19 protein-coding genes are annotated in these 20,131 nt (G+C 49.3%); 17 read left to right on the top strand and 2 right to left on the bottom strand.

The genetic code is table 11. The annotated features are described in order from the left end of the window. Positions 1–428: 428 nt before the first annotated feature. The 5 genes from H583_RS0110380 (at position 429) to H583_RS0110355 (ending at position 3,801) form a co-directional block, all read left to right on the top strand. Entirely contained in the window at positions 429–1,682 is a 1,254-nt protein-coding gene (locus H583_RS0110380; protein WP_028560411.1) for a glycosyltransferase family 2 protein, read from the top strand. A gap of 326 nt (positions 1,683–2,008) precedes the next feature. Next, entirely contained in the window at positions 2,009–2,545 is a 537-nt protein-coding gene (infC, locus tag H583_RS0110375) for a translation initiation factor IF-3 (RefSeq protein ID WP_245585893.1), read from the top strand. A gap of 21 nt (positions 2,546–2,566) precedes the next feature. Continuing rightward, complete coding sequence (gene rpmI / locus H583_RS0110370; protein ID WP_028560409.1) at positions 2,567–2,767, top strand: 50S ribosomal protein L35; 201 nt, start codon at positions 2,567–2,569, stop codon at positions 2,765–2,767. Positions 2,768–2,815: 48 nt separating this feature from the next. Continuing rightward, on the top strand, positions 2,816–3,175 hold the full coding sequence (rplT, locus tag H583_RS0110365) for a 50S ribosomal protein L20 (RefSeq protein ID WP_028560408.1): 360 nt from the start codon (positions 2,816–2,818) through the stop codon (positions 3,173–3,175). 311 nt (positions 3,176–3,486) lie between these two features. Next, positions 3,487–3,801 carry a 50S ribosomal protein L35ae gene (locus H583_RS0110355; protein ID WP_028560407.1) on the top strand — a complete coding sequence of 105 codons (315 nt, stop codon included), beginning with the start codon at positions 3,487–3,489 and terminating at the stop codon, positions 3,799–3,801. A 77-nt stretch (positions 3,802–3,878) separates the two neighbouring features. Here the strand turns inward: H583_RS0110355 and H583_RS0110350 are convergent, their stop codons facing one another. Then, complete coding sequence (locus H583_RS0110350; RefSeq protein WP_051236278.1) at positions 3,879–4,343, bottom strand: GNAT family N-acetyltransferase; 465 nt, start codon at positions 4,341–4,343, stop codon at positions 3,879–3,881. 683 nt (positions 4,344–5,026) lie between these two features. Here H583_RS0110350 and ilvB point away from each other — a divergent pair. The 10 genes from ilvB (at position 5,027) to H583_RS0110300 (ending at position 16,952) form a co-directional block, all read left to right on the top strand. Beyond that, a complete protein-coding gene (ilvB, locus tag H583_RS0110345; protein WP_028560405.1) occupies positions 5,027–6,772 on the top strand; it encodes a biosynthetic-type acetolactate synthase large subunit in 1,746 nt (581 codons plus the stop codon). Next, positions 6,769–7,251, top strand: a complete 483-nt coding sequence (ilvN, locus tag H583_RS0110340) for an acetolactate synthase small subunit (protein WP_028560404.1) — start codon at positions 6,769–6,771, stop codon at positions 7,249–7,251. Before ilvB ends, ilvN begins: the two co-directional genes overlap by 4 nt. A gap of 124 nt (positions 7,252–7,375) precedes the next feature. Then, entirely contained in the window at positions 7,376–8,368 is a 993-nt protein-coding gene (gene ilvC, locus H583_RS0110335) for a ketol-acid reductoisomerase (RefSeq protein WP_028560403.1), read from the top strand. A gap of 262 nt (positions 8,369–8,630) precedes the next feature. After that, entirely contained in the window at positions 8,631–10,175 is a 1,545-nt protein-coding gene (locus H583_RS0110330; RefSeq protein ID WP_028560402.1) for a 2-isopropylmalate synthase, read from the top strand. 269 nt (positions 10,176–10,444) lie between these two features. Next, positions 10,445–11,527 carry a 3-isopropylmalate dehydrogenase gene (gene leuB / locus H583_RS0110325; protein ID WP_028560401.1) on the top strand — a complete coding sequence of 361 codons (1,083 nt, stop codon included), beginning with the start codon at positions 10,445–10,447 and terminating at the stop codon, positions 11,525–11,527. A gap of 261 nt (positions 11,528–11,788) precedes the next feature. After that, entirely contained in the window at positions 11,789–12,337 is a 549-nt protein-coding gene (locus H583_RS0110320; protein WP_028560400.1) for a peroxiredoxin, read from the top strand. A gap of 254 nt (positions 12,338–12,591) precedes the next feature. After that, positions 12,592–13,017, top strand: a complete 426-nt coding sequence (locus H583_RS0110315; RefSeq protein ID WP_028560399.1) for a hypothetical protein — start codon at positions 12,592–12,594, stop codon at positions 13,015–13,017. 360 nt (positions 13,018–13,377) lie between these two features. Then, complete coding sequence (locus tag H583_RS0110310; RefSeq protein WP_028560398.1) at positions 13,378–14,754, top strand: ATP-binding protein; 1,377 nt, start codon at positions 13,378–13,380, stop codon at positions 14,752–14,754. Between the two features lie 62 nt (positions 14,755–14,816). After that, the gene (locus H583_RS0110305; protein WP_036709138.1) at positions 14,817–16,349 is read left to right on the top strand and encodes a leucyl aminopeptidase; all 1,533 of its coding nucleotides are present in this window, start codon (positions 14,817–14,819) and stop codon (positions 16,347–16,349) included. Between the two features lie 153 nt (positions 16,350–16,502). After that, positions 16,503–16,952: a macro domain-containing protein gene (locus H583_RS0110300; protein WP_028560396.1), complete on the top strand. Its 450-nt coding sequence runs from the start codon at positions 16,503–16,505 to the stop codon at positions 16,950–16,952. A 210-nt stretch (positions 16,953–17,162) separates the two neighbouring features. Here H583_RS0110300 and H583_RS0110295 read toward each other — a convergent pair whose 3' ends face one another. Then, positions 17,163–17,672, bottom strand: coding sequence for a C40 family peptidase (locus H583_RS0110295; RefSeq protein ID WP_028560395.1), 510 nt, complete (start codon positions 17,670–17,672; stop codon positions 17,163–17,165). 485 nt (positions 17,673–18,157) lie between these two features. Here H583_RS0110295 and H583_RS0110290 point away from each other — a divergent pair, with 485 nt between their 5' ends. Together H583_RS0110290 and H583_RS0110285 are read left to right on the top strand one after the other, a co-directional pair. Further along, entirely contained in the window at positions 18,158–18,865 is a 708-nt protein-coding gene (locus H583_RS0110290) for a DUF421 domain-containing protein (protein ID WP_028560394.1), read from the top strand. Between the two features lie 220 nt (positions 18,866–19,085). Further along, positions 19,086–19,970 (top strand): ROK family protein, encoded by an 885-nt coding sequence (locus tag H583_RS0110285; protein ID WP_028560393.1) that lies wholly within the window; start codon positions 19,086–19,088, stop codon positions 19,968–19,970. Positions 19,971–20,131 lie beyond the last annotated feature (161 nt).

Genomic DNA, 20,131 nt, shown 5'->3' with positions numbered 1-20,131 from the left:
AAGCTGCTGGTGTTGTGGATTCCCGGCCTGGCTGAGCCTTGGCGTAAGATGCTGACCAGCGGGGGGGTTGTCTATAAGCTAAAAGCGGCACATGTTCCGGATCGAATTTTGTAAATTTCTGCTATATCCGCATGCGAATCAAGGACAAAGGAATTAAAAAGCACGCATTTGGATGAAAATAAGAACTAAGCGGTGCAAAATGAGCCGGAGAGTGTGTTTTGTTTTTCAATACGCGCACTTTCCACCGTATGGGGCAGCTTTTGGCTTGATTTCCCGTTTTGACAAAACGACGGAAAACAATCAAAATCAGGATGGCTGCTGTGCAACACCAATTTTCAAACCTACAGAGAGAGAAGTAAACGAAATTAAAAAACAAACAGAGAAAACAAATTTAAAAATTGGGGTCGCAAGGGGGCAACACAATAATTATGTTAAATTCGATCGTCATCGGTCTCCAGCTTTTCGTTGCGCTGGTCGGACTGTATCAGGTGGTTCTGTCGCTGTTTGGATGGCGCCGCAAGAAGGCGCTGCCGTCTCATCCGGCGCAAAAGTCGTTTGCAGTCCTGATCGCTGCTCACAACGAAGAGCAGGTTGTCGGAGCCTTAATAGAAAATTTGCAGAAAATGAAATACCCGCGTCATCTGTACGATATATTTGTGATTTGTGATAACTGTACGGACAAGACAGCCGATATTGCCCGCAGCTATAAAGGGGTTCAGGCTTATGTCCGCCACAACCTGAATGAGCGCGGGAAGGGCTATGCGATCCAATGGATGCTTAGCGAGCTGTGGAAGCTGCCAAAAAGCTACGATGCAGTTGTCATGTTCGATGCCGATAATCTGGCCAGTACGGACTTCCTGCAGCTGATGAATGATGATCTGTGCAATGGAATCCGGGTTATCCAGGGATATCTGGATACGAAGAATCCGCATGATTCTTGGGTCAGTGCATCCAACGGAATTAACTACTGGTTCACCAACCGCATGTGGCAGGTGTCCCGCGCCAATGTCGGCTTCTCCAACTTTCTGGGGGGGACAGGGATGTGCTTTGAGACGAAGCTGCTTCAGGAGATTGGCTGGGGAGCTACAAGTCTCGTAGAGGATCTTGAGTTCAGCATCCACTGTATTATGCGGGATATCTATCCGAGAATTAATTATAAGGCCCGTGTATTCGATGAGAAGCCGGTCACGTTCAAGGCTTCCGCACGCCAGCGCTTGCGCTGGACACAAGGACAGTTTGACGTGGCGACGAAGTACTTCTTCCCGCTGCTCTGGCAGGGAATCAGACAGCGTAAAGCGGCGAAGATTGATGCGGCATTCTACGTATTCAATCCGTATACGTTCCTGCTAGGTGTTATCGTGACAGCCATTATGTGGTTCTCGATGTTTACCCCTGGAGAAGGACTGTTCACATCGATCTATGAATTTATTCCGGTATGGTTTATGCTGCCGTACCTGGCTTATACGGTTATTCAGTTCCCGATCGTGCTTCTGGTGGAGAAGGCTCCGAAGAGCGTTTTTTACCGGCTGATCCTGTTCCCGGTCTACCTGTTGTCCTGGCTGCCGATTACGGTCTACGCCTTCTTTACGCAGCGGAACAGACAATGGAGCCATACCGAGCATACGCGTGTTATTCGGCTGGAGGAAGTTCAAAGCAAGCAGGCCGGGGAGCTTACCCGTTAATTTTCATTACAAGCAGAGGCGCTGTACTCAGGAGAGTACGGCGCTTTTTACTGCCCTGGCTGTTTTGCTGTCAAGTTGTAAAATATAATTGACAATGACAGGCGGGCATGATATATTATTTGAGTCGAATAATGAATTTCAGCAAAAGCAGAAGCGCCCGCTTCTCACCTGACCGGTATTGCCGGCTGGTACGCAATGAATCGATAACAAGGCATACATAGCCTTGCCAACGAGTAGTTATGGATGCGGGTCCGGTTGCGGTCCGTGTTTTTTTGTTGTAATTAGATACTGCGCACGCTTGCGCTAAACAATGAGAAGCTTGATATTTGCCATGGAGGTGGAAGGTTATTAGCAGAGAACATCAAATCAATGACGAGATTCGTGGAAGAGAAGTACGTTTGGTAGGTGCGGAAGGTGAGCAGATCGGCATTAAGCCGCTGCGCGAGGCACTCCAGATGGCCATCGATCTGAATATGGATCTCGTCAATGTCGCTCCGACGGCCAAACCCCCGGTATGCCGGATTATGGATTATGGCAAATTTCGTTATGAGCAACAGAAGAAAGAGAAAGAAGCCCGCAAGAACCAGAAGATCGTCGATCTTAAAGAAGTATGGTTCCGTGCAAACATTGAGGAGCATGACTATCAGACCAAGCTGCGCAATGTGGTGAAGTTCCTGAATGAAGGCGACAAGGTAAAATGTTCCGTCCGTTTCCGCGGCCGGGAGATTACACATGCTTCGATTGGACAGAGGATCCTGGATCGTCTGGCCAAGGAAGTAGCCGAGCTTTGTGTCATGGAACGCGCACCTAAGCTTGAAGGACGCAGCATGATTATGATTTTGGCTCCGAAAACAACTAATTGATCCCAAGGAGGACCACTCACAATGCCTAAGATGAAAACTCATAGCAGTCTGAAAGACCGCTTTAAAATTACTGGCACTGGCAAAGTAAAACGTTACAAAGCTTACAAAAACCATTTGTTGTCCCACAAATCCGGACGTCAAAAACGCGTTCTGGCTGGACAGCCGCTGATGGCTGCCGGTGATGTTAGCCGCTTGAAGCAAGGTCTGGATCAACTGAGATAATTAATGGCTTGGCCATATTAATAAGCATACCTACAGGAGGGTTTACCAATGGCAAGAGTTAAAGGCGGATTTGTCCGTACTCGTCGTCGCAAAAGAATTTTGAAGCTGGCAAAAGGCTACTTCGGTTCCAAACACCGTTTATTTAAAACTGCAAAAGAGCAAGTAATGAAATCCTTGCTTTATGCTTACCGTGACCGCCGTCAACGGAAGCGCGATTTCCGCAAGCTGTGGATCACTCGTATCAACGCAGCTGCTCGTCAAAACGGCTTGTCCTACAGCAAATTCATGTACGGCCTGAAACTGGCTGGCGTGGAAGTAAACCGCAAAATGCTGGCTGACCTGGCAGTTAACGACATCGGTGCGTTCAACTCCCTGGCTGGCGTAGCCAAACAAAAAATCAACGCTTAGTCCCAAGCGTATATAGCCGCAGATTTCCGGCTGATTGATACAGCAATGTATTGGTCTGTCGTGAAGCTGCGGCTTTTTGCTGTTCTGCCCGGGCTCATGCCTCTTCCACTTGCGATTATGCACATCTTATATCCCTAATGGACAAAGGTACAAACCATTCCGCCTTTGATGAATACCCTATGTTAAGCGCACACATCCTTGTCGTTCATGATCGGCAGGGCTAATGTACCGCGAGAGGGGCGGGAGGCGAGCGCACTGGTTTGAAGCCTTGACGCCCCATATTGCAGAATGGGAAAAGGAGGGTGCGTCTTATGCCTAAAGTATCACGGCAGGATGTGCAGAAGCTCATTGGCAAACATGTGTATGCCATGAAGAAGGACGGCACAGTGGTAAGCGGGAAGCTGGTTCGTGTGCACAGCAACAAGCTGTATGTGCAGCCGCGTGCAAAAGGGAAGAAGGTCTACACCAAAGCTATTCTTCCACTCGTCCTGTTCGATCTGCTGGCAGTTGGAACAGCTCCGTATGCCTATGGAGGCGGCTTCGGAGGCGGGTTTGGCGGGAACCCGTACGGCTATGGAGGTTACCCAGGGAATTATGGCTACAGCCCTTACGGCGGGTTCTGGTAAGCAGATATCAATAATTGAAGAATTTCGTGACAGGCGGCAGAGGCTTTTCAAGCTGTATTTCTGCCGGATAAGCCAGCTTACCCTTGCGGCGCCGCACCTAATGATTTGGTCAGCTCATAGCATTGCAGCTCTTTGACATACCGCTGCACGGCATAGCCCAATCGTCCATAGAACCGGCTGGCGGCGTCATTGCCTTTGTCCACGTAGAGAACTGCTTTGGTGCAGCCGTTCATTCTGCCGCTTGCTTCAGCCAGCTCCATAAGGTGCCTTCCCAGCTGTCTGCCTTGATAGCGGGACTGCACAACGAGCATATCGACAAACAGGACTTCCTTGTTATGCATCAAATGAATAAAGGCATACGGCTCCGAGCTGCGTGTTCTGGAAGCGACGAGCGTCACACCCTGTTGCAGGCGGCGGGGAATCTCCCGGAGCAGCTTGCCGTCGAGGCTGCGGACGGTATGGGATTTGGGGATCAGCTCTGTCTTGATGAGCTGGAGTACGCTTTTTTTATCGGAAGTCCGGTAGGAGCGGATTATGGTCATAACTGACTGCGTCCTCCTCTTGCCGCCCGGAAGGGCGGGTACTGCAGAACGTTGGTCTTGTATTGTATGCGGCTCTTTTTCAGAAGGTTAGCGAATACTTTTTTTATCCTTGGCTATCCTAGTCTTGACGAATGCATAATCAATGCATATAATAAGCACTATAGCTTATACTTTTATCGGCAATGATGAGGACGAAGTGTTAAGGGCTCTTTTGCTCAGAGAGTGGATGGATTAGCTGCAACCATCGCCAAAACCCCTTTTCTACGAGCTCACCTCGGAGCTGTTTCCCTGAAAAGCCTGTGAATTACAGCGCTTATTAGGGGGAATCGCAGGGCACGCGTTATTGTGCCAATGGTTTAAGAGACGTTTGCGTGCACGCCGTTTCTTACCTGTTGAGGTCTGCATTGTGAGATGCATGACAAATTTGGGTGGTACCACGGAAGATATACCTTTCGTCCCTCGATACACATGATGAATGTGTTCAGGGATGGAAGGTTTTTTTATTTTTATTTTTAAATATAAGAATGTATAAACTTTCACAGTGAAGCTTCTTATATGTTTAATGCGGGACGCCTGATTGCTGGCCGCAGGGACAGCAGCAGACGGCACGCTTCATTTAGACTAACTTTGAAACTACGAACCCAAAGCCGGCGCAAACGGCGGCTTGGAGAGGAGGATGTACGATGAGCGCACAAAGTGCAACGCTAAAGTCAAAGCAGGAAATTATGGAAAAGCTGAGAAAGCAGGAAGTCATTACAGGCTCGGAAATGCTGCTTCGCAGCCTGGTTCTGGAGGGTGCTGATTGTGTGTTCGGTTACCCGGGCGGAGCTGTATTGTTCATTTACGACGCCATGCACGGTTTCTCGGACTTCAATCATTTGCTCACTCGTCACGAGCAGGGAGCCATCCATGCGGCTGACGGCTATGCGAGGGCAAGCGGCAAAGTCGGTGTATGTATTGCAACATCGGGACCGGGGGCGACCAACCTGGTCACAGGAATCGCTACCGCTTATATGGACTCTGTGCCGCTGGTCGTGATTACAGGTAATGTAGCCACCTCCTTTATCGGAACAGATGCTTTCCAGGAGGCTGACATCACCGGTATTACGATGCCGATTACAAAGCACAGCTACCTGGTACGCAATGTAGAGGATTTGCCGCGCATTATCCACGAAGCCTTCCATATTGCCAATACAGGCCGCAAAGGTCCGGTATTGATCGATATTCCGAAGGACGTGTCCGCTCAGAAGGCTTTGTTTAAGCCTGTAACTGAGGTTAGCATCCGCGGCTATAATCCGACCGTGCATCCGAACAAGCTGCAGGTTGACAAGATGATCAAGGCGATCACAGAAGCAGAGCGTCCGGTCATTTTAGCTGGCGGAGGGATTGTCTATTCCGGTGCTCATGAAGAACTGCTTGAGTTTGTAACGAAGACGGATGTTCCGGTTACAACAACCTTGCTTGGGCTGGGCGCATATCCGAGTGCCAAAGAGCTGTGGATGGGCATGCCGGGCATGCACGGAACCTATACGGCGAACAAGGCGATTCAGGCTTCCGACCTCCTGATCAACATCGGGGCCCGCTTCGATGACCGGGTGACCATGAAGCTGAACGGCTTTGCACCGAATGCGAAGATTGTTCATATTGATATCGATCCTGCCGAGATCGGCAAGAATGTGCCGACGGATATTCCGATTGTCGGAGATATCAAGTCGGTCCTTCAGTTGGCTAACAAGGATGCGAAGCGTGCAGATAAGGCAGACGCATGGCGTCAGCAGATCCAGCAGATGAAACAGGAATTCCCGCTTCGCTATCAGGATTCCGACGTAGTGCTCAAGCCGCAATGGGTTATTGAGATGATCCATGAGACGACCAACGGCGATGCGATTGTAACAACTGACGTTGGTCAGCATCAGATGTGGGCAGCCCAGTATTACAAATTCAACAAACCGCGCTCCTGGGTAACCTCGGGCGGTCTGGGAACAATGGGCTTCGGTTTCCCTTCCGCAATTGGCGCACAAATGGCCAATCCGGATCGTACAGTTGTATCTATTAACGGTGACGGTGGTATGCAGATGTGTGCACAAGAGCTCGCGATTTGTGCCATCAACAATATCCCGGTTAAGGTTGCCATCATCAACAACCAGGTGCTTGGCATGGTCCGCCAATGGCAGGAAATCATCTATGATAACCGTTACAGCCATATCGACCTTGCAGGCAGCCCGGATTTCGTGAAGCTTGCTGAAGCTTACGGGGTAAAAGGATTCCGTGCTTCCAGCAAGGAAGAAGCGAAAGCGGTATGGGAGCAGGCGCTCCAGCATCCGGGACCTGCCGTCGTTGAATTCGTGGTCCATAAGGGCGAGAATGTGTATCCGATGGTTACGCAGGGGAACACGATTGATTCGATGTTATTGGGGGATGCAGAATGAAAAAACATACAATCGCTGTTTTAGTCAATGATCAGCCAGGCGTTCTGCAGCGTGTATCCGGCTTGTTCGGACGCCGTGGCTTCAATATTGAGAGCATTACGGTGGGGACCTCTGAGGAACAGGGTCTCTCCCGTATGGTTATCGTAACCTCCTGTGATGATAATTTGCTGGAGCAAATTACGAAGCAATTGTACAAGCTGATTGACGTAATCAAGGTTACCGACCTGAGTGCCAGTCCGATGGTAGGCCGTGAGCTTGCGCTGATCAAGGTTAATGCGGAGCCTTCCGCCCGCCCTGAAATTCTCGGCGTTGTTGAGACATTCCGCGCAGCTGTAGTTGATATCGGGACGAGCAGTCTAATGGTACAAGCTGTTGGCGACACCGAGAAGATCGATGCGATGATCGAGCTTCTCAAGCCTTATGGCATTCGTGAAGTTTCACGTACAGGCGTTACGGCACTTACTCGCGGCAATCGTTAATTACTTAAATTATCCCGTTCATAGTACCTGCTTGAGCGGGTGCTTGAGGAATAAAATGGCATATAGCTGTTTGGTCTTCAAGCACCCGTTCAAAAGGGTTTAAATTAAAGGAGGCATTTATCTAATGGCAGTTAATATGTTTTATGAAAAAGACGCAGACCAAAGCTTTCTGCAAGGCAAAACAATCGCAGTTATCGGTTACGGAAGCCAAGGACACGCGCAAGCGCAAAACCTGCGTGACAGCGGTCTGAAAGTTGTAATCGGTCTTCGCCCAGGTAAATCCGCTGAAAAAGCGAAAAACGACGGTTTTGAAGTTCTGACTGTTGCTGAAGCAACAAAAGTGGCTGACGTTGTACAAATCCTGATGCCGGACGAGACTCAAGCTAAAGTATATAATGAAGAAATCGCTCCAAACCTGAAAAAGGGCGCGGCTTTGCTGTTCTCCCACGGTTTCAACGTACACTTTGGACAAATCGTACCAAACAGCGACACTGACGTATTGCTGGTAGCTCCTAAATCCCCAGGTCACATGGTTCGCCGTACGTATGTTGAAGGCTTTGGCGTACCTGGACTGATTGCAATCGAGCAAGATGCTACAGGCAACGCGCAAGCGATCGGTCTTGCTTATGCAAAAGGTATCGGCTGTACACGTGCAGGCGTTATCGAAACTTCCTTCCGTGAAGAGACTGAAACGGACCTGTTCGGTGAGCAAGCTGTTCTTTGCGGTGGTACTACCGCACTGGTTAAAGCTGGTTTCGAAACATTGGTTGAAGCTGGCTATGCTCCAGAAATGGCTTACTTCGAGTGCTTGCATGAGCTGAAACTGATCGTTGACATGATGTATGAAGGCGGTCTTTCTTCCATGCGCGACTCCATCAGCAACACGGCTGAATTCGGTGACTATGTAACGGGTCCTCGCGTTGTAACTGAAGAAACGAAGAAAGAAATGAAGCGTGTACTGGAAGATATCCAATCCGGACGCTTTGCTCGTGACTTCATCCTTGAGAACCAATCCAACCGTGCTACACTGACTGCTACACGCCGTCGTGAAGCTGAGCATCCAATCGAGCAAGTGGGAAGCCAATTGCGCGAACTGATGCACTGGATCAAGAAATAATTCCCGCTTCAAGCGGAAAGAATTAAATAACGGTTTGTGATCAATCCCGGATCGTTGGCGGAATGTGCCGTCTGTCCTGCTGTCTTCAGCAGGGGCAGGCGGTCTTCTGCTGCCCGGGATGATTGTGCTTTTAAACATGGTGTGTGTGGAACAAGGGTTTCTATGGTTTAAACTTTTCTAAAACGCCATCAAGCACAAGCAACATATTTAAAATGTGTTGAAATAGAGTTTTCCAGTTCTGGTTTGGAGGTGCGTGAAGCAAATGCGTAAAATATATTTATTTGATACGACATTGCGTGACGGGGAGCAATCGCCCGGTGTGAATTTAAACAGACAGGAAAAGGTTGAGATTGCCCTTCAACTGGAGCGGCTGGGCATTGACCGGATTGAGGCCGGATTCCCGGCTGCATCCCCCGGTGATCTGGAAGGCGTGGCCGCTGTAGCGAAGGCGGTCAAGAACGCTTCTATTATCGGCTTGTCCCGTTCCCGTGAACAGGACATCGATGCTGCCCGTGAAGCGCTCAAGGACGCACAAGACCCATGCCTGCATTTGTTCCTGGCGACCTCGCCGATCCACCGCAAGCATAAGCTGAGGATGGAGAAGGAGCAGGTGCTGGAGACAGCGGAGCGGGCAATCCGCTACGCCAAGCAATATTTCAGCAAGATTGAATTTTCCCCTGAGGATGCAGGCCGTACAGAGCTGGATTTCCTCTGCCAGGTAACCGAGATGGCAATTAAAGCCGGGGCGACTGTCGTCAATATTCCGGATACGGTCGGTTACATGAACCCTGCTGAATACGGGAATATCTTCAAGACGCTCAAGGAGCAGGTTCCGGGTATCGAGAAGATTCAACTCAGCGCCCACTGTCATGATGATCTGGGAATGGCGACAGCCAATGCTCTCTCCGCAATTCTGAACGGAGCGGATCAGATTGAAGGGACAATCAACGGAATCGGCGAGCGTGCCGGAAATACGGCGCTGGAGGAAATTGCCTTGGCACTGGCGACGAGACCGGATTACTTCCAGGCAAATACGACGCTCAACCTGAAGGAAATTGCCAGAACAAGCCGTCTCGTCAGCAGGCTGACAGGCATGGTCGTTCCGGGCAATAAAGCTATTGTAGGCGCAAATGCTTTTGCGCATGAATCGGGCATTCACCAGGACGGCATGCTGAAGGAAAAGACGACCTATGAGATCATTTCCCCGGAAACCATCGGCATGAAGGAATCAAAGCTCGTGCTTGGCAAGCATTCCGGCCGCCATGCGTTCCGCGAGAAGCTGATTGATATGGGCTATGAGCTGGATGATGAAGCAGTGAATGCGGCATTTGCGAAGTTCAAGGAGCTGGCCGACAAGAAGAAACAGGTGACGGACGAGGATATCCTTGCGATGCTGGAAGAGAAGCTGGCTGCGACACCGGTCGTGTATACGCTGGAAGCGATTCAGGTCCATTACAGCAACGAGGCTGTCCCAAGTGCTACGGTGCGCGTCCGTACCGCAAGCGGTCTGCTGGAGCGTAAAGCCGAGGGGAACGGCTCGGTCGATGCGATCTATAATGCGATTGATCAGGTAACTGCGGAGAGTGTGGAGCTGGAGGACTACTCCATCAAATCCGTATCCCATGGCAAAGACGCGCAGGGCGAAGTGCATGTCGTACTGAAGCAGGGCGATTATTCTGCACAGGGGCGTGGCTTGAGTACAGATATTCTGGAAGCAAGCGCACGCGCCTACGTCGACGCTCTTAACCGTCTTATTGACAAGCGCAATGCCGGGCCGGGCCGCCGAGACAATATGAGTCTGGTGTAACCTCGGGTCTTTACAAAGGGGCTTGCAGTTTCATGGCTGTATAGCTCCTTAGACAGTATAATTTAGAGCCGCTCCCTTGCCAAATGCCTGGGGCGGCTTTTTAGCAGGGAAATTGAGGCTTATGCCACAGTCCGAGATACCTATAAGCCTTATAAGCATAACCTATAAAAAATATAGATTTTATATCTTTGTCATGAACAGCGATTTGTGTTACAAATGAAGTTAAGTGTTTTGATAGGAATAATATATTGAAGGAGTTGTCTTTAATTATGGCAGACGTTAAAAAAATCGCCGTTATCGCAGGGGATGGAATCGGTCCTGAGGTTGTAGCTGAAGCGATTAAAGTAATGAAAAAAACCGAGGAACTGTTCGGACTGAGCTTCGAATTTGAGCATGGCTTGTTCGGAGGTATTGCAATTGATGAGGAAGGCACTCCGCTGCCGCAAGCAACACTGGATATTTGTAAACGCGCTGACGCTGTTCTGCTTGGAGCAGTTGGCGGTCCTAAATGGGATAACAACTCCAAAGAGCTGCGTCCTGAGACAGGTTTGCTCGGTATCCGCAAAGCGCTGGGCTTGTTCTCCAACATCCGCCCTGCGAATGTGTTCGACTGCTTGAAAGAAGCTTCCACATTGAAGCCTGAAGTACTCGAAGGCACAGATCTGATCGTTGTGCGCGAGCTGACAGGCGGCATCTACTTCGGTGAGAAGTTCCGCCGTGAAGGTGCTAACGGTGAAGAGGCGGTAGATACTTGCGTATACAATGCAACGGAGGTAGAACGCATTGTTCGTCAAGCATTCGAAATCGCGCAAAAACGCAGCAAGCGTCTGGCTTCTGTAGACAAAGCGAACGTGCTGGAAACTTCCCGCCTGTGGCGTGAAGTGGTTAACCGGATTGCACCTGAATATCCGGATGTAGAGCTGGAGCATGTACTGGTTGACAACTGCGCAATGCAGCTGCTTCGCCGTCCTTCCAGCTTCGATGTAATCGTAACTGAGAACATGTTCGGAGATATCCTGAGTGATGAGGCTGCTATGCTGACCGGATCGATCGGTATGCTGTCCTCTGCATCGCTGGGCGAAGGCAGCTTCGGCCTTTACGAGCCGGTACACGGTTCTGCGCCTGACATTGCCGGACAAGGCATCTCCAACCCGATTGCAACCATTCTGTCCGTTGCGCTGATGTATCGTCTGACATTCGGCTATGATGCAGCAGCTCAAGCGATTGAGGATGCAGTCAAGGAAGTGTTGGATGCAGGTCACCGTACAGGTGATATCGCAGTAGACAAGAGCGCAGCGATCGGTACTGTAGCCATGGGCGACCTGATTGTTGCTGCACTGAAAAAAGCTTAATAAGTCCATCGGATGAACTGCCGCAAGGCAGTTCATTTTCCGGCTTTAAGCGGGTTGATTTTACAATGCAGAGGTGTAATTTTATAATAGAGCGTGCTGATTTGCGGGTTAAATGATATTTATAATTATTACAAAGAAATAAGTACTTTAATATTGACTTTATTGTTATGAAATGATACGATTTTATCCGAAGGTTGCCCAAGCATGAGGCAACAAATTATTATTTTTAGAACGCTGAAGCGTCAAGGAGGGTATTTAATCATGGCAGAACGTTTGGTAGGCAAGCAAGCTCCTGATTTTAATATGGAGACGGCTCTTGGCAATGGTGAAGGCTTTGGAGCAGCATCTTTGTCCGATTACAAAGGTAAATGGCTGATTCTGTTCTTCTATCCTTTGGACTTCACGTTTGTATGCCCAACGGAAATTACAGCTCTTAGCGCTGCATCTGAAGAATTCAGCAAATTGAATACAGAAGTGCTTGGCGTGAGCGTAGACAGCAAACACAGCCACCGCGCTTGGATCAATACTCCAGTAGGCGAAAATGGCCTGGGCAAGCTGAACTTCCCGCTGGCTGCTGACCTGACTAAGAGTGTTGCACGCGATTATGGCGTACTGATTGAAGAAGAAGGTATTGCTCTTCGTGGTCTGTTCATCATCGATCCGGAAGGCGAACTGAAATATCAAGTTGTTAACCACAATGACGTAGGACGCAGTGTTGAAGAGACACTTCGCGTACTGCAAGCTTTGCAATCGGGCGGATTGTGCCCAATGAACTGGAAGCCAGGCGACAAGAATCTGGTAGCGAATTAATAAGATTGATTTATAATCGACGGTTATGTCCCTTTGGGGCATAACCGTTTTGCATATATTCAGAAATTTTGGCTTCTAACGGGTTAAACGGATGAATGGACTTGATGGTATCATCGGGTCAAGGACTTCGGAAAAGCAGGAATTAGCGGCTGACGGGGCGAATAAGGTTACTTAAGCATTCATTTTTCATTATGAGTCGGCTGATCATTGGGGGATAGCCCCGGCGTGAAAGTCGCACTGCAGGAGGGGTTGAAATGAGCTTTTGTTGTGGCGCGAGCATGATTGGAACTAAGGGGACGCTCAAGCATTACCGTACCCATATTCATAATGTGCCGATCTTGTTTTGTCCGGTATGCCATCGTGTAGATGTCCATTACCTGATTGAAAATGAATATGAAATACTGGCGGAGTACGCTCATGGAGACGGGGCTTCCGAGGTCGACTTCCATGATTACGTCGAGAAGGAAGGCATCTCGCTGCTGGAGAATTGCGTGAATCATGAGGAAGAGGAGCCGATGGAAGTCGCTCATAACCAGATTGACATGGCTCTGGATTTGCTTAGCTTCGCGAAGCGGATCGGGGATGAAGAATGGCAAAAACAGCTCAAGCGCAGACTTGGGGTTCTTAATCAGAGACGCAACAAATTAAGACAGCGCAGTACCTCTGAAGGGTATTGTTAATAAATAGGACGCTTCCTTCCAAAGGGAGCGTTTTTTTCTTCAAAATATAAGTACGTACAAGTTTTTCCATTATAAATACTTTTTATTTCAACGCGAAAAGAGGCTTTTTTCTGTCAAAGGACTACAAAGCTGTTTACGGTTGCCTTTATCTAGTTTTTCGACATTATCTCTCATTGACACTGTCAGCCTAATATATCTAGAATTGAGTTAATCCCAGATTACTGGGCTTTATACTTGAGAAAAAAAGGATGGTTTCTTGTCGGTTACGTTGGAAACTGAAGGTCGGGAAGCGCTAAAATTTAGAATACCGATGACGTGCAAGTTCAGCCATTTTGTTCTTGCCGCCGGGGAGGGAAAATGATGCAGACGATACGAAAACGTTATTTCCCGGCGCTTGCGGAATATGTTCGCAGCGGTAGCGATGTCTCATTATTCCAGGCAACTGAGATTGGCAAGTTGATAAACGGAGTACACCCAGAGGAAATTATTGAAATTCATGAAGAGACGATCAAACTGTTGGCTGCAAATATGGAATCCGAAGAAGCGCTAAAGCTTTATAACCGTTCGTTTGTTTTTTTAACTGAACTAATGGTAGCCTACCGGTTTCGGGTACAGCCTGGGGATTCAACCGAGTTTGGTATGATGAAAGAGCTACTCTATAACTCCAACCGTTCGACAGAGCATGTCAAAAACAAGTACGAGAATGTTCTACAGCATATGGATAGCGGAATTGCGATTTTTGATAACGAGGGTATTCTGTCGTTTGTAAATCTGCAAATGGCCAAGCTGATGGAAGTCCCCCGAAAAACGCTGCTGGGTTGCGATATTCTAGGTATCGTAACGCATCCCCAATTAAAGTCTTCTACAAAAAAAATGATCGTTCAACTATACAAAGAAATCGTAAGGCGAAGGCTTCGTTACTATGAAATGCAGGATGCCTCCGGACGTCACCTGCTCATCACGGTCACCTACGGGGATCAGCTCGATGGCGACTATCTGGTCAGCATTAAGGATGTATCGGAATACAAGCAAATCGAACAAACCGCATACCAGAATGACAAGCTGGCCATGCTTGGTAAAATAGCAGCGGCGATCGCGCATGAAATCCGCAATCCGCTGACCTCGATCAGGGGCTTCATTCAACTGCTGGGCCCGCACCTGCTGCAGCTGGGCAAGGAAGAGTACGCCCGGATTATTTTGGCGGAAATAGACCGTGCCAATGAAATTATTCATGAGTTTCTCAATTCCTCCAAGCCGACCGCACCCATGAAGCAGTGTGTTCCGATCGTATCCTTGATGAAGGAGGTCATTCTTCTCTCGGAGAGCGAGGCTCTGATGAAGGGCTGCCTTATGAACTTTGAGGCGTATGAGGAGCGCCTGGAGGTCTCAATCGACGTCAAGCAGGTCAAGCAGGTGATGCTGAATATTTTGCGGAATGCCCTGGATGCCATCTCGGACCGGGGAGTGGACCAGCAGGAACGGCAGGGCCGCATAGATCTTATTGTCCACAAGGAAAACAAAAGCGCTGTCATTACGATCAAGGACAATGGAAAAGGAATGGACCGCAATACAATGAACCGGCTGTTCGACCCGTTCTTTACGACGAAGGCAGACGGAACCGGCCTCGGCCTGTCGGTCAGTTACCGGATTATCCGTAATCACGGCGGCTTCATTAAACTGAACAGCGAGATTGGAGAAGGGACTGAATTTAATATCTATTTGCCTTCCTTGCCGTAAACAATTAGAATCGGGTAAGGACTAGCTAAGTCCGATTTAGAGGCTTCGCCTGACATAAGGAGATGAATATTTTGACAACATCATTTACATATTCAGTAACACAAGGAGGTTTGGCTGTGGCAGCAGATTTGGTCGTTGTATTCGTAACACCGGCGGATTTGAAGCGTGAGCCGGATCTGGCAAAGACAAGTCCGCTCGTTCACCCGGCGGTGGATCAGGCATTAATAGACAGTTATGGGCGTTCCCTGTTCAAAGCCAAGCAGCAGGAGGTGCAGGTTATACCGACTCTGGGCAACCTGGAGGCCCCGTATGTGGCTTTTATCGGCATCGAGGATGGGCCGGTATCTGCTACCGGACTGCGGGAAGCGGCAGCTGCTGCGGCCAAAGCGGCGGCGAGGATCAAGGCTGCCAAGGTACAAATTCATGTCCGTCAGGATATTGTAGAGGGGCCGGGAGGGCTTGAGCCGCAGCAGGCGGCACAAGTCTTGACTGAGGGCTTCCTGCTCGCTCAACACCGCCGCAAAACAGCCAAACAGGATGCTCCGGCTCCTTACATAACGGAGTCCGTGGAATGGGTGCTTACGCCTTCTGATGCGGAGGATCTGAACGGCAAGTGGGAGCGCGGCATCGAGCGGGGCAGAATTTTTGCGGAAGGGACGGTCTTTGCCCGCAATCTGACTAACCTGCCCGGAAATCAATTGACTCCTGAGGGGCTTGCAGAGGAAGCAGAGCGTCTGGCTGAACGACTGGAGCTGGAGATTGAAGTGCTGGATGAGTGGTCTGCGGCAGAGCAGGGCATGGGCGGCCTGCTGGCAATCGGCCAGGGCAGCATCAACCCGCCGCGCATGATTATTGTTCATTATAAAGGTAATCCAGAAAGCGATGAGACGTGGGGATTGATCGGCAAGGGGATCACCTTTGATACGGGCGGCATCTCTCTGAAGAAGGCTGAAGGCATGGAAGAGATGATCTCTGACATGGGCGGCGCTGCTGCAGTGCTGGGTGCGATGCAGATTATTGGGGAATTGAAGCCGGCCATTAACGTCATTGCAGTGATTCCGTCTGCTGAGAATATGCCTTCCGACCGCGCAGTGAAGCCGGGCGATGTTATTACCACGATGAGCGGACGGACAGTCGAGATTATTAATACGGATGCGGAAGGCCGGGTTGTCCTGGCAGACGGCCTGACTGCGGCAATCAAGCGGGGAGCGACGAAGCTGATTGATGTGGCAACGTTGACCGGAGCTGTTATGGTTGCTCTGGGCGATGTAACTACTGGTGCGGTTACCAATGATGAGACACTTGTACAGCAGGTCATCAAGGCCGGGCACCGCGCAGGAGAGCCGATCTGGCCGCTCCCGAGCTATCCGGAGTACCGGAAGCAACTGAGCAGTGAGGTCGCTGATTTGAAGAATACCGGCGGCAGGCTGGGTGGCACAATTACCGGAGGCCTGTTTATTGGAACCTTCGCTGAGGAGAAACCTTGGGTTCATCTGGACATCGGGGGAACGGCCTGGCTGGAGAAGGAACGCGGTGTGACCAGCAAGGGTGCAACAGGCGTCATGGTGCGCACGCTGGCAGAGCTGCTGCTCTAAGGCATGAATGAAGGGCGGGGCCGGTAGAGCGGTCCCGCCTCTTTCTATACGGATACAAGGATATGGATGCAAGCGGGACTTCAGCCCGGGCTGAGAACGGGAGCAGAAGTTGCCTAATTGAAATAAGATAAGAGGACAAGAGAGGAGAATCCAATGGCTGTTGTTGTTGTTAAAGGGAATTTGCTGGAGGCGGCAGAAGACATTATCGGCCACCAGGTCAACTGTCAGTCTGTGATGGGTTCAGGGGTTGCCAAGGCACTGAAGGCCAAATATCCGGCAATCTACCCGGCTTATATGAATTTTTGCAATGGAAGGGAGCCGGAATCGCTGCTGGGAGAGCTTCAGCTTGTACCGGCGGGGGGCAAAAGAGTGGCCAATCTGTTCGGGCAGTTGAAATTTGGCCGTTCCAAGGTGGTCTACACAAACTATGATGCGCTCGGCAAAGCGCTGCGGGAGCTTAAGGATTATGCGCAGCAAGAGGAAATGAGCGTAGCCTTGCCTTACCAGATTGGGTGTGGTCTTGCGAATGGAGACTGGAAGGTTGTTGAAGCAATGCTTCAGGAGATATTTGCGGACTACAAAGTGACTTTGTATAAAATTTAACCGCACAAGCGGGAGCAGCAGAGACCGAAGCATGCTCTGCTGCTCCCGCTTGTGCAATTTATTTCGCCATTGTCCCCAGTCTTCTTCATGTCGCTTCTAAGGTGCAGGGTGACTGGGGACAATGGCGAAAAGCAAGTTCAGGTATAAGGTTGGCAAATGGAAACGGATGCGGGTCGGAATATAACCCGGGCTGCACGAACCTGGCGTAAATTACAGTACGCGGCGTGCGGTTACGTAAGTTTTATCCCAAGCGCTTCCTTTAAAGTTGGAGATCGTTACGCCGATGCCTTTGCGGTACGTATGGAGCAGCTTGCCATTACCCATGTAGATGGATACGTGGTTGATTTTGCCGTCCCGGTTCGTATCGGAGAAAATCAGGTCACCAGCCTTGAGATTGCTTCTGGATACAAATCTGCCTGCTGTAGACTGGTTTTTCGATGAACGTGGAATGCTGACGCCAACTTGTCTGTAGACATATTGGGTAAAGGATGAGCAATCGAAGGAACTTGTGTTGCCGGTTTTGGCTCCAAATACATAGGGAGCGCCCAAATATTTTTTGCCGATGGAAATGACGCGGCTGGCTTTGGATGAGCTGGAGGCGGAAGCGGCTTCCACTTGCTTGGGGGAAATAAGCGCACTCCCGGAGAAAGCAATTGCAAGACTTAAGGTGACCCCTGCAATAATTTTACCTGCACTTCTTCTGGTTGTTGTATGACTCATGATGTCCTCCTATTTGCGGTAAATGAACTAGGCTTGTTTGCCTGAATTCAACATACCACAAATAAAAAAGGCGCAATTTACCAATGTAAAAGGAAAACCTTTCATTCGTTAAGATGAAAGACTATTATTAGAAATTGATGAGAAAATCTTAAAGTTTGCCCTATTGACAAACACTCCTCCGATCATGAAATTTCTCCCCATTATTTTCATGTTTTCTAACCATTTGGTAATCAAAACGGGTCAACGGAACGTTGCCCGCAGGGGCTTCCAGACCTCCATCCGCGTTCAATTGGTAATCTGATTATACCGGAAAGCAGCACTTTGATAATATAATCCGGATTACAAATTTAGGAAGACCGATGCGATTTTCGGAAATTGAGAGCCGCCTATTGCGCGAAGAAGAATTGGGACGCTTTCATTATGAAGGCCAAATGGTTTTGGTTCCGGAGCAATTGGAAATAATGAGCGGGAGGAGGGTGAATGGGATGCATGCATATGTGGATATTCTGATTCGGTCGGTTGTCGCAATTTTATTGCTGCTGTTTGCAGCCAAGCTGCTTGGCAAGCAGACGATTTCCAACATGACATTTCTTGATTTTGTGACAGGGATTACAATCGGGGCGATTGCGGCTAATTTGGCGTTTAATTATACGTTAAAATCTATCTATTTGATTGTATCACTTGTCGTTATTACAGGTACTTCCTTTCTATTATCCTTCGTTTCCATGAAAAGCCGCAAATGGAGAACCTGGATTTCCGGCTCGCCTACCGTCCTTATTGAGGGCGGCAAAATTGTCGAGCATAACATGAGGAAGCTCAGATATACGCTGGATACATTGGATCAGGTATTGCGGAGCAAGGGGATTTTCAATATCGAGGAAGTGGATTATGCGGTTCTGGAAGATAACGGGATGGTCTCGGTCTTAAAAAAAGAAGTGTACAGCTCTGTAACCCGAAAGGATATGCAGCTTCCTTCCAATACCCAGAGCTTCCCTGTTGAATTAATTATGGACGGGGCGGTATTGGAGGAAAATTTGAAGCGCAATGAATTGACCAGAGAATGGCTGGAGGGCGAGGTACAACGCAAAGGAAAGCAGATAAGCGAGGTTTTCTATGCGGTAAGGGGCACGAAAAAGCAGATTTTTTTTGACTTTTACGATGATGGTATTCAAAAGCCGATTGACAGGGAGTGAGGACAGCAGATCGGCTCCCGGCTTTCGGTTACGGGTCTGTTCTCTGAAGTTTGAACAGGGAGAAATCAGCATTCATTTCAAATAAAGTAAGATTAATAGCGGTGCCGGTCCTGCTTTTAGGAAAAGAAGGCTGCAGTCGTTTACGCACAAGTATTCTTTCTGTATAATCAAGGGGATGCAAGAGGAGCTTTTGAAAGAATGTTTAGGAGGAACGACAGTCATGCGTATTGGCGCGGTTGAAGCCGGCGGAACAAAATTTGTATGCGGTATTGGCGATGAGAATGGAAATGTGGAGGACCGGGTCAGCTTCCCTACCGAGCAGCCGGAGAAGACATTACAACAGGTCATTGACTATTTCAAGGATAAACAGGTAGAAGCAATCGGAGTGGGCACGTTCGGACCGATCAACATCGATCCGTCAAGCCCGGAGTACGGTTTTGTGACCACTACACCAAAGCCGGGCTGGTCAGGCTATGATTTTCTTGGAACGCTGAAGAAGGAATTTCAGGTTCCTTTTGGCTGGGATACGGATGTGAACGCGGCAGCATTTGGCGAGGCGACATGGGGCGCTGCCAAGGGATTGGATAGCTGCGTCTATTATACGATTGGAACAGGTGTAGGCATGGGTGTCTACTCTGAGGGCAAGCTCGTTCATGGATTGATCCATCCGGAGGGTGGACATGTGCCGGTGCGCCGTCATCCTGAGGATACGTATGAAGGCTTCTGCCCTTACCATGGCGACTGCCTGGAAGGCGTAGCCGCAGGTCCGGCGCTTGAGAAGCGCTGGAAAGTGAAAGGCAGTGAACTGGCTGTCGATCATCCGGCTTGGGCTATGGAAGCTTTCTACATCGGACAGGCTGTTACCTCGGCAATTTTGATGCTGTCACCGAAGAAGGTCATTCTGGGCGGCGGTGTAATGCACCAGCTTCAACTGTTCCCGATGATTCACGATGAAGTGCGCCGTAATTTGAACGGGTATGTAAGCCACCCGGCTGTTCAAGAGGGAATTGACAGTTACATCGTGCCTCCGGGCCTTGGCGATAATGCAGGTCTGTGCGGATCGCTGGCGCTTGGTCTGGCAGCATACAAGAAGGCGAACGCATAATAGATGCGCATGCGTAAGAATAGAGGGAAGGAACGGCTTCAACGTTCCCTCCCTTTTTTTATATTTTCTTCATGGTGAACGGAATCATAGAGGGGAGTCTGTTTTCCATTTTTCAATAAAAAATTTCTATTCATCTATAGAATTTATCTTTATTTTACATT

This window comes from Paenibacillus pinihumi DSM 23905 = JCM 16419 (genome assembly GCF_000422505.1).
Taxonomy (GTDB): Bacteria; Bacillota; Bacilli; order Paenibacillales; family Paenibacillaceae; genus Paenibacillus_D; species Paenibacillus_D pinihumi.
The sequence above is the reverse complement of the archived record's forward strand: the minus strand, read 5'-3'. Positions and strand labels throughout refer to the sequence as shown.

Excerpts from the sequence above, each read along its gene's own strand:
- H583_RS0110380 (WP_028560411.1), top strand. The coding sequence starts at position 429 with ATGTTAAATTCGATCGTCATCGGTCTCCAGCTTTTCGTTGCGCTGGTC.
- rpmI (WP_028560409.1), top strand. The coding sequence starts at position 2,567 with ATGCCTAAGATGAAAACTCATAGCAGTCTGAAAGACCGCTTTAAAATT.
- rplT (WP_028560408.1), top strand. The coding sequence starts at position 2,816 with ATGGCAAGAGTTAAAGGCGGATTTGTCCGTACTCGTCGTCGCAAAAGA.
- H583_RS0110355 (WP_028560407.1), top strand. The coding sequence starts at position 3,487 with ATGCCTAAAGTATCACGGCAGGATGTGCAGAAGCTCATTGGCAAACAT.
- H583_RS0110350 (WP_051236278.1), bottom strand. The coding sequence starts at position 4,343 with ATGACCATAATCCGCTCCTACCGGACTTCCGATAAAAAAAGCGTACTC.
- ilvB (WP_028560405.1), top strand. The coding sequence starts at position 5,027 with ATGAGCGCACAAAGTGCAACGCTAAAGTCAAAGCAGGAAATTATGGAA.
- ilvN (WP_028560404.1), top strand. The coding sequence starts at position 6,769 with ATGAAAAAACATACAATCGCTGTTTTAGTCAATGATCAGCCAGGCGTT.
- ilvC (WP_028560403.1), top strand. The coding sequence starts at position 7,376 with ATGGCAGTTAATATGTTTTATGAAAAAGACGCAGACCAAAGCTTTCTG.
- H583_RS0110330 (WP_028560402.1), top strand. The coding sequence starts at position 8,631 with ATGCGTAAAATATATTTATTTGATACGACATTGCGTGACGGGGAGCAA.
- leuB (WP_028560401.1), top strand. The coding sequence starts at position 10,445 with ATGGCAGACGTTAAAAAAATCGCCGTTATCGCAGGGGATGGAATCGGT.
- H583_RS0110320 (WP_028560400.1), top strand. The coding sequence starts at position 11,789 with ATGGCAGAACGTTTGGTAGGCAAGCAAGCTCCTGATTTTAATATGGAG.
- H583_RS0110315 (WP_028560399.1), top strand. The coding sequence starts at position 12,592 with ATGAGCTTTTGTTGTGGCGCGAGCATGATTGGAACTAAGGGGACGCTC.
- H583_RS0110310 (WP_028560398.1), top strand. The coding sequence starts at position 13,378 with ATGCAGACGATACGAAAACGTTATTTCCCGGCGCTTGCGGAATATGTT.
- H583_RS0110305 (WP_036709138.1), top strand. The coding sequence starts at position 14,817 with ATGAATATTTTGACAACATCATTTACATATTCAGTAACACAAGGAGGT.
- H583_RS0110300 (WP_028560396.1), top strand. The coding sequence starts at position 16,503 with ATGGCTGTTGTTGTTGTTAAAGGGAATTTGCTGGAGGCGGCAGAAGAC.
- H583_RS0110295 (WP_028560395.1), bottom strand. The coding sequence starts at position 17,672 with ATGAGTCATACAACAACCAGAAGAAGTGCAGGTAAAATTATTGCAGGG.
- H583_RS0110290 (WP_028560394.1), top strand. The coding sequence starts at position 18,158 with ATGCATGCATATGTGGATATTCTGATTCGGTCGGTTGTCGCAATTTTA.
- H583_RS0110285 (WP_028560393.1), top strand. The coding sequence starts at position 19,086 with ATGCGTATTGGCGCGGTTGAAGCCGGCGGAACAAAATTTGTATGCGGT.